Origin of the sequence: Romboutsia sp. 1001713B170131_170501_G6 (assembly GCF_015668195.1) — a bacterium.
Taxonomy (GTDB): Bacteria; Bacillota; Clostridia; order Peptostreptococcales; family Peptostreptococcaceae; genus Romboutsia_C.
In genome coordinates this window covers 300,440-314,621 of record NZ_JADPFC010000001.1, presented here as the reverse complement: position 1 = coordinate 314,621, position 14,182 = coordinate 300,440, and the positions used below count along the sequence as shown (strand labels likewise).

The window sequence follows — 14,182 nt, the reverse complement described above, 5'->3', positions numbered from 1 at the left end:
TTTTTTACTTATGCTAATATTAGTAATTATCAATAAAGTTTTATTTTAACTTGGAGGTGAAGTATGAAAATACTTTTAATACTAACTCTAATTTCATTTTCTATTTTTTTTATATCTTATCATCTAGATAAAAGAAAACTTTATAATGGATTTTTATTTAATATTTCGTTATTTATGTTTTTATTAACTGCAACATACATAACATTCTCTACTTCTAATATATTCTTGATGATTATATTTTTTATATTTTTTGCTATAACAATTTTTATTTTAATATTTGGAATTTATATTCTAATAATTGGATTATTTATAAATGCACGAATCGTAACAAAACGAGAGAGTAGAAGCTTATCTAATCTATTAACATTTTTCTTAGGGTTAGCTTTACTTTTTCATGTAATACTAACTATAATTAATCCTGAAAGATTTTTACCTAGTGATATTAATACATTTATTAGTGGATTTTTTCTTATAGAAATATATTTCTTATTTAGCGTTTTTAACTTCTTAATGATTTCACTATTATATCAACTTAATAGACCTAAGTTAAATCAAGATTTTATAATTGTTTTGGGTAGCAGAGTAATTGGAGATAAGGTTCCGCCTTTACTTGCTAGCAGAATAAAAAAAGCAATTGAATTTTATAATAAGCAAGCTAAAGCATCGATCCCACCTAAAATAATATTTTCTGGTGGTCAAGGTAAAGATGAGAAAGTTTCTGAAGCATTTGCTATGCAAAAGTATGCTATAGAAAATGGTATACCTATTTCTGATACAATACTTGAAGATAAATCAACAACAACATTTGAAAATATGAGTTTTTCTAAAAATATAATGGATAAAATTAAGCCAAGTGGATACAACAGCATTTTTGTTACTAATAATTATCATCTATTTAGAGCTGGACTTTATGCCAAAAAAGCTAACTTAAAAAGTGATGGCATTGGTGCAAAAACTGCACTTTATTTTATTCCAAATGCTTTAATAAGAGAATATATTGCTATTGTAGTAATGAATAAAAAACGTCATTTTATAGTTATATCATTTATATTAATCTGTAGCTTTATATTAGCCTTACTAAATTATTTTTTAATAGGTTAAAAATAAATAAAAAAGCAGTATACATAATTTATGTATACTGCTTTTTTATTTATTTTAATACGTCTAAAACCTTGTCATAATTTGGTTCTTCAGTTATTTCTTCTAAATATTCTACATATATAACTTTATCATTTTCATCAACTACAAATACCGCTCTTGATAAAAGACCTAATTCATTTATGTATACTCCATAATTTTCCCCAAATTCTCTATCTTTATAATCTGATATAGTCTTTACATTTTCTATACCAGCTGCACCACACCATCTAGCTTGTGCAAATGGTAAATCCATTGATACTGTATATACTGTAACATTATTTAATTTTGAGGCCTCTGTATTAAATCTTCTTACTTCCATATCACAAACTGGTGTATCTATTGATGGAACAGATAAAAATACTCTTTTTCCTTTAGTATCATCTAATTTTAATGGGTTTAATTCATTGTCTATAACTGTAAAATCAGGAGCTTTATCTCCAACTTTTAATTGTTTTCCTTTTAATGTTAATGGTGCTCCTTGAAATGTTACTTTCATTATAATTACCTCCTAATTATTTATATAAACCTATATTATTTTTAGTATTTGTTAATATATTTATACCTTTATATTAATTATATAAACAACAAAATATAGTTTTTTATAAATATTAAAGTAGTACTTATTTATCTATCTTAGGAAATTCTAATATAGATTTAAATAAATCACCATCTATTTCTACACTAAACTTACCACCTTGAAGATTTACTAAATCTTTGCTTATAGCAAGTCCAAGTCCACTACCTTCTGTATTTCTTGATTCATCTGCTCTTTTAAATCTTTCTGTTATCTCTGTGGCATCAAAGTTAAGTTCATATGAAGATATATTTTTCATAGTAATAATTATACTTTCATCAAACTCTAATAAATCTATATATACTCTTGTACTAGGTAGTGAGTACTTTGATATATTTGATAATAGGTTTTCAAATACCCTATACATTCTTCTACCATCTGCATATATATTAATTTTTTCACTACTCAAATTTAGTCTTATATCTAAATTAGAATTTGATAATTTTTCTTCCATTTCTCCTATACTTTGTCTAAGTAGCTGTACTATATCTATATTTTCCATATTAAGCTCTAAATTTCCACTACTTGCTTTACTAGCTTCAAACAAATCTTCAATTAATATTTTTAATCTCTTAGACTTTTGGTCTAATACTTTTATATAATCATTTACATGTTCTGGGGTTACGTCTTCTTTTTTTATTAGCTCTATATAATTTATTATAGATGTAAGTGGAGTCTTTAAATCATGACTTACATTAGTTATAAGCTCTGATTTCATTCTCTCACTTCTTAATTGAGTTTCTATTGAATTTTCTAACCCTTCTCCAATATTATTAATATTTTCTGCTAAATTAGTAAAACTATCATTTCCCAATACATCTATTTTGTAATCTAATTCTCCATTTTTTATTCTAGAAGTTCCCTCTATTATATCGCTTAGATACGCTAATTTTTTAACTATATATAAGGTAAATAAAATCATAGACATAGGTACTCCAAATAAAAGCACAACCTCATTATAGAAAAATCCATATAGTAAGACTGATACTACCCCACCTATAAATGTTATACCTATTGAGACTATTATTATTCTTTTTATTAAAGGTATTTTTTTAGATACTTTTAAAGCACTTATAACAGTATTTTTTAATATTTTATATAGTTTATATATAATAGTTTCTTTTAATATATATATCTTTCTATCATATTTTTTGCTTCTTCTATTTATAGTGTAAGCTGCATATATAAGCAGATATGCTCCTATTACTGCGCATATTTTTTCTGTCATATAGCTATATCCTATATAATAAGCAAGTGAAAATGGTATATATAACGAAAGGTCTATAGCCATTAAGCATAGTATAATATCTATTGGTACCTTATTTGCTAACTTAGTTAATATTCCTTCTTCAGTTTCTTCATTTATCTTTGTTTTCTTATATATAATTAATGATATAATTAATATAGCTATATTTGTAAGCATTAATGTTAAGCATATAAATACTTCTTTCATAGCTTGTGTATATTTATAATAATTTTCTTGTACTAAATCTAGACCAACTATATTTTTAGGAAATGACATATGTACTTCTAAATTATTATACTGTGTAGCATCTAATAACTTACCCTCTATATAATGAGTTTGATTTTCTGATACTTTTTTATTTATTGTTTTTATGTAACTTCTATTTGAATTATTTTTGTCTATTTTTATATTTGTATATTCATCTATATTTTTGTCAAATTCATCAAATGTCTTATATCCTGTATTAGTATAATACTCATTAGTTTTAGTATTTTTTACCATAAATTTAATATTATGTATTTGCTTTAATTGATCTCTACCATAATTAACCTTATTTAAAAGATCATTTTTAGCTTCTTCTTTAGTAGGCTTTCTTTCCTTAGTTTCTATTATTTCATTTCCATATTCATTTAAACCTTTACTAACATCTTCATAATATGTATTTTCATTTATATAATTGCTTATATTTGAATCTACATCTGATACACTTTCTCCCATCCAATATAAAATAGGTCTAAGTACATTAAATTCAAATACATTACTTTTATAAAAATCTGTTTCTAGTATTTGCTTGTCCTTATGCATATAACTCGTCCATAGTCCCATATTTTGCCTATATATTGAAAATGTAGTTGGTATTACTGTAAGTAGTATTGATAATGAAATCATAGATAACATTAAAAATACATTCTTTAATCTATTTTTTTTCAAATTTATCCCTCATCTCAATTTATTTAAATTATTACCTATAATATAGATAACTTTCTCATTATTTTGTATATAACAAAATTTATCAATGATAAATTAGCTAATATCATAAATAAATTTTGACTAAAAAATTTAAAACATGTTATTATTCCTATTATTTGCGTAACCATAAATATAGTTAATATAAGTATTAAATTAAACACTAAACTTTTATTTTTTATAATTTTTCCCCTAAAGCTTTTCAACTTTGTATCCAACTCCCCACACCACCTTTAAATATTTTGGTTCTTTAGGATTTATTTCTATTTTTTCTCTTATTCTCCTTATATGAACTGCTACTGTATTTTCTACATTAAAACTTTGTTCTTTCCATACTTTCTCATATATTTCATCAATTGAAAATACTACTCCTTTATTAGACAACAAAAGCATTAATATGTTAAACTCAATTGGAGTAAGCTTTACATATTCTCCATCTACTACAACTTCCTTTGTCAATAGATTCATAGAAAGTCCTCCACTTTTTATCACGTCTTTATCTTCATTTTTATAAGTTCCTAAATTAACATACCTTCTAAGGCTTGACTTTACCCTAGCTACAAGTTCTAGTAAATTAAATGGTTTTGTTATATAATCATCTGCACCAATATTAAGTCCAAGTATCTTATCTGTATCTTCGCTCTTAGCTGATATTAAGATTATAGGTATATTTTTTTCTTCTCTTATTTTTATAGTTGCTTTTATTCCATCTAATCTTGGCATCATTATATCCATCAAAATAAGATGTATTTTTTCATTTGCTATAATATCTAATGCATCTAGTCCATTGTACGCTTTGTATATTTTATATCCTTCATTTTTTAGGTATATATCTATTGACTCAACTATTTCTTTATCATCATCCACTACTAATATATTGTACATATAAGCTTTCCCCTTCTTTATTATTTTCTTTAATATTATACAATAATTTCACATCCTTTAAATATTAATAATATAAATTCATTTCCTACCCTACAAATATATAATAGAGTATAAATCTTAAAAATTTCTTAACCTAATTCTTAAGATTTTATTACGAAATACAATAAATAATATTTAAACTTCTTATAATTTCCAATAATATGTGAAATATCATATACTTTTAATATTGAAAATAATCTATATTTAAGGGGAGGTATTTTATGAGTGATTTGACAATAGGGAATGAGTCAAAATCTATCTTTTTATTTTCGCTACTTATGTTAATAGGTAGTTTGTTCTAACAGCTTTATAATACTGCTGATAGTATTATAGTTAGGCAGTTTATAGGAAAAATACAATGGCTGTAGTATCTGTCGCTAATCCTATTTTCACGTTTATATGTATATCTTTTACGCTATCTAGAGCTATAAAAGGAGCATGTAACTCTATGTTTGCTCTTATAAGCTCTATTATATCTTTATGGATTGCAAGAATACCTGATTGCTATTTATTTTCTAATTTTTGGGTGTAAATGGTATATGGATGGGAATTCCTATTGGCTGGATAATTGGGTTTATTATAAAACTGGAAATTGGAAGAAAAATTCAGTTGTTTATAATCAATCTAAATCCATAGAAAGTTTTAAACTAACAAATACTTTTAATGAAGAATAAATTGAATTTATGCTCAAATAATATTATTATAAGTTTATGTCTTTCATCTTAGGAGTGTATATATGTCAACAATATTAAAAAAGTACAGACATAAAATAATTGAATATATAAAGTTCAATATAATAGGTATGAGCAATTTTATAATCTCTCAAGGTATATACCTTACTTTGTTTCTTTACTTTAAGCTTTACTACCTATTAGCATATACTATAACTAGCGTTATTAGTATAACAGCATCTTATATATTAAATAGTAAATATACTTTTAAAGAAAAGAAATATTCTTATAAAAAATTTTTCTATTCAATATTAATATATATATTTGAATATATATTAAATATGGGAGTTATAGTGATACTTGTAAATGTATTTAAACTTGGAGAAATATTATCACCAATAATTGCTCCAGCTTTTACTACTCCCCCAATATTTCTTCTTATGAGAAAAGTAATAAAAAAATAGTTAGCATATTGCTAACTATTTTTTTATTCTTATAAATTAAATTATATTTTAGATAAAGCAGATACTATAATTTCTTCCTTAAAAGGCTTTACTATAAACCCTTTTGCTCCATATATTATAGCTTCTTTCATTCTTGCCTCTTGTCCTAATGCAGATACCATTACAACTGAAGCAGATGGATCAATTTTCTTTATTTCTCTTAGTGCTTCTAATCCATCCATTTCAGGCATAGTTATATCCATAGTAACAACTTCTGGCTGTAATTCTTTGTATTTTTCAATTGCCATTACTCCATTTTCAGCTTCTCCAACTATCTCAAATCCATTATTTTCAAGCATATTACGTATAGACATACGCATAAATGCTGCATCATCAACTATTAGTACTCTTTTCATATTTTTTCCTCCAATTACTTGTTATAATTTTTTTTATATACAGATGGTCTCACTCTTTCAAAGTCAGTTTGTAGATTAGATAAATTTTCTGACATACCTATTATTAGGTATCCTCCTGGTTTTAATGAATCATATAATCTCTTACATAATTTTTGCTTTGTAGGATTATCAAAGTAAATCATAACATTTCTACAAAATATGACATCATATTTAGAATAATTCCAGCCTATATTATCATTTAAGTTAAAGTATTTAAATTCTACTATATTTCTTACATTATCTGTAATTTTATAATTTCTATCATTTAACTGCCTAAAAAAGCTCTTAATCCATGTTTGTGGTAACTTAGCTATTTTGTCTTGTGAATAAATCCCCATTTTAGCTTGATTTAAGACATTATTTGATATATCAGATGCAGTTATAGAAACTTTTAACCTAGGATTTTTAGACATCATTTGTTGAGCTAACATGGCTATACAGTAAGGTTCTTCTCCAGTAGATGAAGCTGCTGACCAAATTTTAACTCCTCCTATTGGAGGTTTTTTCAAAGCATGTGTTAAAACTTCATCCCTTAAAAATTCATAGTGTTGTTCCTCACGCATAAAATATGTAAAATTTGTAGTTAACTTTTCTACTAAAATTGCTGCTTGTTCTCCACTTTTATCTTGCATTAAATTGTCTATGTAACTCTTAAAATCTTTAAATCCTAATCTTCTTATCATAAGACCTAATCTAGTTTCTATCAGGGTTCTTTTTTTCTCAAGATTTATCCCATAATTATTATACATAAAGTTCTTTAGTCTTATGAAATCTTTATCTGTTAAGTGCATAATCTATATCCTCTACAATTTTTACTAATGAATCACAATCTAGTATTAATTGGACTTCATTATTTATTTCGCTAACTCCCTTTATAAAATTAGGTTTATCATCAATATCATTTGAATCCATTTTCATACTTTGACCATCAGGAATATGAATAACCTCATTTACTGCATCTACAATTAAACCTATTTTTTCATCATTATTTTCAATTATTATTATGCAAGTTCTCTCATCATATTCTTTTGGACTAATTCCAAATCTCATTCTTGCATCCATAACAGGTATTATATTACTTCTTAAGTTTATAATTCCTTTTATATATTCAGGTATAAATGGAACTTTAGTTATAGGTAGCATTTCAATAATTTCTGTAATATATTTTGATGATAAAGCATATTTTTGATTATCTATAATAAATACCATACATAAATCATCAATTTTATTATCTATTATTTCATCATTTGTACTCATATATAAGGCATCCTCCTTTTTAAATGACTTTTTCACCTTTTCCTACACTTTTGATTTTTAGTTTACTTGTTAATACATCAAAAGTAATAGTTCTACCACATGTTCCTAAAACATCTTCAGAGACAATAGGTATATGTAATCTTTTTAATGTCTCTTTACATGCTTTTACATTTTTTTCTCCAATAGTAAATATACTACTTTCTGCATTTTTAAAAGTAAACATATGAGCCCCACCCGCTATTTTAGCTTTTATAAACATTGGATTTGCTCCTGACTTTTTCATTTCTTCATACAGCAAACTTATTCCAGTATCTGCATATTTAGCTTTATTTACAACTAGTTTCTCATTCTTTGAATCTGATAATAAAATATGAACTAAACCTGCTATCTTTTTTGTTTCGTCATATAATACTATTCCACAACATGATCCTAATCCAATGGTCGTAATTTGGTCTGGAGCCTTAACAATATTAAAATCGGCTATACCAACCGTTATATTTTTCATTTTTTATCTCCTAAACATTAAATCCTAGTGATGCTAATAATTTATCACATGACTCAGCCTCTGGAAGGAAATAATATTTTCCTTCTATTTCATGATCTTCAGTGAAAAAGTCCGTTTCTATACAAAGTATAGAATCAAATATAGGTCCATATAATGACATTGGTAAATTCATAATAGCCATGACCATATCTACACTAAAATATGGAATAGAAGGAGTTACATTTAAATTTGTCATATCCGAAATTGCTGTTAAATACGTTCCACAAAGTATATTACAAACTTCACCAATAGAAGATAATGTTTCACAAACTTTATTATAATCATTTCTATCGCAATCTATTTTACTTCCTGAAAGTCTAGATAATAAATTGAATGCAGAATCTACCTTCATTATCACCATAATAAAACCTTCCATATCTCCTGATAGTTGAAGTACCGTTCCAACAACTAACTCCTCTGGTGATTCATAGCTATCTGTTATATCAGAAAAACCTACCATATCACTTTTAGGAATGCCTATATCTACTAACTCATTTAACATAACTGCCAATGAATTAGATGCATTTCCTGATCCTATATTACTTATCTCTCGAAATACATTTAACTTATCACATTCAAATTTCATATATATTATCCTCCAACTATCCTTTTACTTTCGATGTTAATTGTCTTCTTTTTAATTGATTTAATATAATATTTGGCATCATATCTAAAGATGCTTCTCTTAGCACTGCTCCAATTTTCTTAGCAACCATAGGCATACCATATACAACACAAGAGTTTTTATCTTGTCCTATGGTATATCCGCCTTCATTTTTTATACTTAAAAGTCCTCTTGCTCCATCTGATCCCATACCCGTTAAAATAACTCCTATTGAATTATCCTTTGCTTGCTTTGCAACAGACATAAATAAATAATCTACTGACGGACAATGACCACTAATCTTTTGGCCTTTTTTTATATCTAAGATGTATTTTCCATTTCTTTTTATAATTCCCATTTGTAATGCTCCTGGTGCAATATAAGCATGTCCACTTAATAATTCTTCTCCATCTTCACCTTCTTTTACTTTTAATGCACATCCTCTATCTAATCTTTCTGCATATTTTTTTGTAAATATTGGTGGCATATGTTGTGTTATTACAATTGGTGGCAATCCTAGAGGTAGTTGTTTTAATAGCTTTTCTACTGCCTCAACACCTCCCATAGAAGCTCCTATAGCAATTATATCTTTATCATTTTTTCTTACTATATTATTTTCTAATAACCTACGTTTATTTGGTATAACGCTAGATTGAACTTTTGTTTTCTTGTCTAATTTCGCAATAGATGCTTCTTTTATTTTTGTTGATAAATCATCAAAAAACTGGTTCATCGTATCTGCAGTAGGTTTTCCAACAAACCCTACTGCTCCTGCATCTATAGCTTCAAAGCATCTTCCATCTGCCCCACTTATTACAATAGTTGGTACTGGATGTTGTTCCATTAGTATTTTTAAAAACTCAATACCATTTATACCCGGCATTTCTATATCTAAAGTTAATACATCTGGCTTAAGTTGTATTACTTTATCTTTAGCTTCAAAAGAATCTTTAGCTGTTCCTACAACCTCTATATCTGAATATTCTTGTAGTCTAGTTGACACTACTCTTCTAAATACCATAGAGTCATCTATTACTAAAACTTTTATTTTTTTACTACCTTCCATAGATATCTCTCCTTGGATAACTAAATTACTTGTGTATTATTGCATTTACATCAAGTATTAAACTAATTGAGCCATCTTCTAAAATAGAGCATCCTGACATATAAGATTGAACTTTGTCAAATTGAGTAAGTAAAGTCGGTATTGGCTTTATAACTACTTGTTGTTGACCTAAAATTCCATCTACTATGATACACACATTGCCCATTTCAGACTCTACTAATATCATAATACCTTCATCATTTTTTTCAGAGTTAATACCTAATACATTAGAGACTCTTACTATTTCATAGCAATTTCCTCTTATGATGCTATGTTCTTGCCCATTAGGATTTTTAACTATTTCATAGTCTCCTTGTCTAAATACTTCTTTTATACTTAGTGCTGGTATAATATAAATTTGATCCCCTATATTTACCTTCATTCCATCTACTATTGCTAATGTTAAAGGAATTCTAAGTATAAAAGTTGTTCCATTTCCTGGCTCACTATCAATACTAATTGAACCTCTTAACTTACGTATATTTGTATATACAACATCCATACCTACTCCTCTTCCAGAGTATTCACTTACGGCTTCTTTTGTTGAGAAACCTGGTGCCATTATAAAGTTATATGCTTCTTTGTCACTTATTTCATCTATACTTTTAGTTGTTATCCCTTTTTCAATAGCTTTTTTTACTATAGCTTCTTTATTTAAACCTCTACCATCATCTTTAATTATTATTACAACATCTCCACCAGTGTTTTTAGCTTCTAATGTAACAGTAGCTCTTTCTGGCTTAGTTGTATTTTTACGTTCTTCTAAAGTTTCAATACCATGATCCATACTATTTCTAATCATGTGCATTAAAGGATCTGAAATATTTTCTAATATATTTCTATCTACTTCTGTTTGTTCTCCTATTAAAACTAAGTCTACTAATTTTCCAGTTTTCTTACTCATATCTCTTACAACTCTTTGCATTTTAGTAAAGGTTGAAGATATTGGAACCATACGCATAGACATTACCACATCTTGTAATTCATTAGTCAGTTGGTGAAGTCTTCTAGCTTGTTTTTCAAAACTATCTCTGTCAAAATTTTCTACTTGAGATTGCTTTTCTACCATGGATTCTGTCGTAACTATTTCTCCAACAAGGTTCATTAATGTATCTATTTTATTAATATTTACTGTTAAATAACTATTTTTACTATGTGTATGACCTTGATTTTGTTCTTCTTTTTTATCTTTCTTTTGAACTTGTGCTTGTTTTTCTTCTATTATATTTGTACTTTGTTCTTTTGACTCTTCTACTACCTTTGTACTTTCTTCTTTTGGAGCTTCTATTATTTCTTCATTAGTGTCACATTTTTTTTCTTCTTTTATTTCATCTTTTGGAGTAGTTATTCCAAATACACTTTCTAACTCTTCATCATTTAATCTATGTATTTCGTATCTATCTAAAAACATTGTATCTTTTATAGCTTCTTCTATTAATGATTGTTCTTGAACGGTTCTCATATATAATATAAATCCGTCTTTAATTATTACATCATCACAGTCTGAATCTAAATCTTGTGGTATATGCTTTACTTCAGAACATAGGCTTTGTAATATTGTAAGTACACCTAAAGCCCTTATACTTTCCATAGCACATCCTTGTTCAAAGAATACTTTTGCACATAAATAATTTTCATTACTATTTTTAGCTGTAATTTTTTCTTCTTTATTATCTTCTAACTCTTGTATATTTTCATTGGGTTTATTATCTATATCATCTTCTTTATTTGTTGCACTTTTTAAAAAATTAATTGCCTTATCATGTAGTTCTTCAATACTTGCTTCTGGAAGAAGACCATCTTGAATATTTAACATTTCTTCTTTCAAGAAATCTATACTAGCTAAAACAAGGTCAACAACTTCATCCCACTGATTACTTGAAAGTTCTAACCCATTACGTATTGCATCAAATATATCTTCTACACTATGAGTTAGTTTTGTTAAACTATCATACCCCATCATTGCAGACGAACCTTTAATAGTATGCATCGCTCGGAAAATTTCTTCTATGTGTTCTTTCTCTAACTTCCCATTTTCTGATTGACCTGCAAGTAAAATCTCTTCCAATTGTTCTAATAACTGCATATTTTCATGCACATAAAATTCATTTAAAGAATCTACTCCACTCATATTTCTCTCCTTTATTAAATAAGATAATTCCTTTAAAACTAACTTTTAAAAATGGAAGCTAAAAGCTTCCATTTTTTAAATCATAATTTATGATATATTATTTTTTTACTAAAACTCATTCATTTCAAAATAGCTAGCTTCGTCAGTATTAAAGTTTATTGATCTATTTGAACTATTTACATCTTTTAATCTAAAGTTTTCAATAAGTGATTTTAACATTTGTGCTTGACCACTTAATTCTTCACTTGCTGCAGCACTTTCTTCTGAAGTTGCTGAATTTGTTTGCACTACTTCAGAAATTTGTTCAACACCTAATGTAACTTGAGCTATAGCAACAGCTTCTTCTTCTGATGTTTTAGCTATATCGTTTACTATAACAGTAGTTCTGTTTGTTGTATCTATTATCTTTTGAAGAGATTGTGCTGTATTATCAACTATTTCAGTTCCTTTATTTACAGCTTCCATAGAATTTTCAATTAATGTAGCTGTATTCTTAGCAGCTTCTGCTGATTTAGCAGCTAGGTTTCTTACTTCATCTGCAACTACAGCAAATCCTTTACCTGCAGAACCTGCTCTAGCAGCCTCAACAGCAGCATTAAGTGCTAGTATATTTGTTTGGAATGCTATATCGTCTATAGTTTTTATAATTCTGCTTATTTCGTTAGACGTAAATGATATTTCTTCCATAGCATTTACCATTTGTTTCATTTGTTCATTACCTTCTTGAACTTGTTTTGCAGAACTGTTAGTTAATGAGTTAGCATTTCTTGCATTGTCAGCTGTTTCTTTTATCTTATCTGATATTTCTATTATTGTTGCTGATAATTCTTGTATAGCACTTGCTTGTTCTGTAGCACCTTGAGCTAACATTTGTGATCCACTTGAAACTTGATTTGATGCTGCTTCAACTTCTTCTGCAGCTGCATTTATTTGTGCTATTGTTTCACTTAAATCGTTACTTATTCTCGTAACAGATTTTTCTATATCTTTAAATACTCCTATATACTCAACATTAGTTTCAACATTAAAGTTACCTTTAGCAAGTTCTCCTAATACACAAACAGTATCATCTACTATTGATTTTACTTCTTTACTCATATGGCGCATACTTTCAGATAGTAAACCTAATTCATCTTTTGATTCGTATTCTATATTTATATCAAAATCTCCATTTGCCATTTTATTTGAAGCTTCTTCTATTTCTTCAATTGGCTTTGTTAAAGATTTTGTTATATAAATTGATATAGCAAGGCCTACTACTATAGTTAAAACACTTACACCTACAGATGCAATTATTGCATTTTTTACTGTTTTATGAATGTTTTCATTAAATTCAATACCTCTTTGGTTAGATCCTTCGTTTAACTTTGTAGCAAGTTCTACAGCTTTGTTGTAATCATTATAAAATGGAGTATTTTCATCACTCATTTCCATAGCCTTTTTGTAATCACCAGTTCTTGCCACATCATAAATATTTTGACATTCTAATTTATAATTATTTACAGCAGTTCTAACCTCTTCAAGATCACTTTTATCTCCTGTAAATGTTTTAGATATTTTATCTATTCTATTGTTTATACTATCGAAATTTTCTTTTGCCTTTTGGAAATAAACATCAGGCTTTTGTCTAAGTACGATATTAACTGTATTTCTTCCAGCAGAAACTAAATCCCTACGTATACCCATAGTTTCATTTGTTCCTACATATGGTCCATTAAATAGCTGAGAATTTAACTCTTCTGCTTCTTTTAATTTCGATATTGTATATATACTTGAAAATGTAGCAAGTAGTAATACAATTATAAATGATATTGCAAGTTTTCTACCTATTTTTAAATCTTTAAACTTTCTCATAATCGTCTCCCTATAATTCATATTAGTTAATATAAATTTTAAAATTATACATAAGTATATAAACTATTTTAATTCCATATAAGATTTTGAGCTTTGATTATATTAATATATATCTTTATGTTATTAGTTTATATTTCATTAATATTGATTTTTAAAGTTCGTGCACGCTAAATCCTAAATATATCTTTAATAAACATATCAAATATATTAAATACATTTAACATATATTTTATACGGACTCTTAATTTAATACTTTAGATTTTATATA

General features: G+C 26.9%; 13 protein-coding genes. 2 read left to right on the top strand and 11 right to left on the bottom strand.

All coding sequences use genetic code 11. The features are described from left to right. Positions 1-63: 63 nt before the first annotated feature. Positions 64-1,101 (top strand): YdcF family protein, encoded by a 1,038-nt coding sequence (locus I4U89_RS01575; protein ID WP_195937926.1) that lies wholly within the window; start codon positions 64-66, stop codon positions 1,099-1,101. A gap of 49 nt (positions 1,102-1,150) precedes the next feature. Here the strand turns inward: I4U89_RS01575 and tpx are convergent, their stop codons facing one another. The 3 genes from tpx to I4U89_RS01560 form a co-directional block, all read right to left on the bottom strand. Next, a complete protein-coding gene (gene tpx, locus I4U89_RS01570) occupies positions 1,151-1,636 on the bottom strand; it encodes a thiol peroxidase (RefSeq protein WP_195937925.1) in 486 nt (161 codons plus the stop codon). Between the two features lie 124 nt (positions 1,637-1,760). After that, positions 1,761-3,890 carry a HAMP domain-containing sensor histidine kinase gene (locus I4U89_RS01565; protein ID WP_195937924.1) on the bottom strand — a complete coding sequence of 710 codons (2,130 nt, stop codon included), beginning with the start codon at positions 3,888-3,890 and terminating at the stop codon, positions 1,761-1,763. Between the two features lie 228 nt (positions 3,891-4,118). Then, positions 4,119-4,811, bottom strand: coding sequence for a response regulator transcription factor (locus I4U89_RS01560; RefSeq protein ID WP_195937923.1), 693 nt, complete (start codon positions 4,809-4,811; stop codon positions 4,119-4,121). Between the two features lie 775 nt (positions 4,812-5,586). On the opposite strand from I4U89_RS01560, the gene I4U89_RS01555 reads away from it, so the two are divergent. Then, positions 5,587-5,985, top strand: coding sequence for a GtrA family protein (locus I4U89_RS01555; protein ID WP_195937922.1), 399 nt, complete (start codon positions 5,587-5,589; stop codon positions 5,983-5,985). 41 nt (positions 5,986-6,026) lie between these two features. Here I4U89_RS01555 and I4U89_RS01550 read toward each other — a convergent pair whose 3' ends face one another. The 8 genes from I4U89_RS01550 to I4U89_RS01515 all read right to left on the bottom strand — a co-directional run bounded on the left by I4U89_RS01550 (position 6,027) and on the right by I4U89_RS01515 (position 13,914). Then, positions 6,027-6,380, bottom strand: coding sequence for a response regulator (locus tag I4U89_RS01550; RefSeq protein ID WP_092926840.1), 354 nt, complete (start codon positions 6,378-6,380; stop codon positions 6,027-6,029). A 14-nt stretch (positions 6,381-6,394) separates the two neighbouring features. Further along, positions 6,395-7,210 carry a CheR family methyltransferase gene (locus I4U89_RS01545; RefSeq protein WP_195937921.1) on the bottom strand — a complete coding sequence of 272 codons (816 nt, stop codon included), beginning with the start codon at positions 7,208-7,210 and terminating at the stop codon, positions 6,395-6,397. Beyond that, complete coding sequence (locus I4U89_RS01540) at positions 7,194-7,676, bottom strand: chemotaxis protein CheW (RefSeq protein ID WP_195937920.1); 483 nt, start codon at positions 7,674-7,676, stop codon at positions 7,194-7,196. The genes I4U89_RS01545 and I4U89_RS01540 overlap by 17 nt, the downstream gene beginning before the upstream one ends. A gap of 19 nt (positions 7,677-7,695) precedes the next feature. Beyond that, a complete protein-coding gene (locus I4U89_RS01535) occupies positions 7,696-8,181 on the bottom strand; it encodes a chemotaxis protein CheD (protein WP_195937919.1) in 486 nt (161 codons plus the stop codon). A 10-nt stretch (positions 8,182-8,191) separates the two neighbouring features. After that, positions 8,192-8,806: a chemotaxis protein CheC gene (locus I4U89_RS01530; protein WP_195937918.1), complete on the bottom strand. Its 615-nt coding sequence runs from the start codon at positions 8,804-8,806 to the stop codon at positions 8,192-8,194. 16 nt (positions 8,807-8,822) lie between these two features. Further along, positions 8,823-9,890 carry a protein-glutamate methylesterase/protein-glutamine glutaminase gene (locus I4U89_RS01525; RefSeq protein ID WP_195937917.1) on the bottom strand — a complete coding sequence of 356 codons (1,068 nt, stop codon included), beginning with the start codon at positions 9,888-9,890 and terminating at the stop codon, positions 8,823-8,825. Positions 9,891-9,915: 25 nt separating this feature from the next. Then, positions 9,916-12,060, bottom strand: a complete 2,145-nt coding sequence (locus I4U89_RS01520) for a chemotaxis protein CheA (RefSeq protein ID WP_195937916.1) — start codon at positions 12,058-12,060, stop codon at positions 9,916-9,918. Positions 12,061-12,168: 108 nt separating this feature from the next. After that, positions 12,169-13,914, bottom strand: a complete 1,746-nt coding sequence (locus I4U89_RS01515; protein ID WP_243279115.1) for a methyl-accepting chemotaxis protein — start codon at positions 13,912-13,914, stop codon at positions 12,169-12,171. Positions 13,915-14,182 lie beyond the last annotated feature (268 nt).

What these genes read in the sequence shown, in the direction of transcription:
- I4U89_RS01575 (WP_195937926.1), top strand. Translation starts at nt 64, where the DNA reads ATGAAAATACTTTTAATACTAACTCTAATTTCATTTTCTATTTTTTTT.
- tpx (WP_195937925.1), bottom strand. Translation starts at nt 1,636, where the DNA reads ATGAAAGTAACATTTCAAGGAGCACCATTAACATTAAAAGGAAAACAA.
- I4U89_RS01560 (WP_195937923.1), bottom strand. Translation starts at nt 4,811, where the DNA reads ATGTACAATATATTAGTAGTGGATGATGATAAAGAAATAGTTGAGTCA.
- I4U89_RS01555 (WP_195937922.1), top strand. Translation starts at nt 5,587, where the DNA reads ATGTCAACAATATTAAAAAAGTACAGACATAAAATAATTGAATATATA.
- I4U89_RS01550 (WP_092926840.1), bottom strand. Translation starts at nt 6,380, where the DNA reads ATGAAAAGAGTACTAATAGTTGATGATGCAGCATTTATGCGTATGTCT.
- I4U89_RS01545 (WP_195937921.1), bottom strand. Translation starts at nt 7,210, where the DNA reads ATGCACTTAACAGATAAAGATTTCATAAGACTAAAGAACTTTATGTAT.
- I4U89_RS01540 (WP_195937920.1), bottom strand. Translation starts at nt 7,676, where the DNA reads ATGAGTACAAATGATGAAATAATAGATAATAAAATTGATGATTTATGT.
- I4U89_RS01535 (WP_195937919.1), bottom strand. Translation starts at nt 8,181, where the DNA reads ATGAAAAATATAACGGTTGGTATAGCCGATTTTAATATTGTTAAGGCT.
- I4U89_RS01530 (WP_195937918.1), bottom strand. Translation starts at nt 8,806, where the DNA reads ATGAAATTTGAATGTGATAAGTTAAATGTATTTCGAGAGATAAGTAAT.
- I4U89_RS01525 (WP_195937917.1), bottom strand. Translation starts at nt 9,890, where the DNA reads ATGGAAGGTAGTAAAAAAATAAAAGTTTTAGTAATAGATGACTCTATG.
- I4U89_RS01520 (WP_195937916.1), bottom strand. Translation starts at nt 12,060, where the DNA reads ATGAGTGGAGTAGATTCTTTAAATGAATTTTATGTGCATGAAAATATG.
- I4U89_RS01515 (WP_243279115.1), bottom strand. Translation starts at nt 13,914, where the DNA reads ATGAGAAAGTTTAAAGATTTAAAAATAGGTAGAAAACTTGCAATATCA.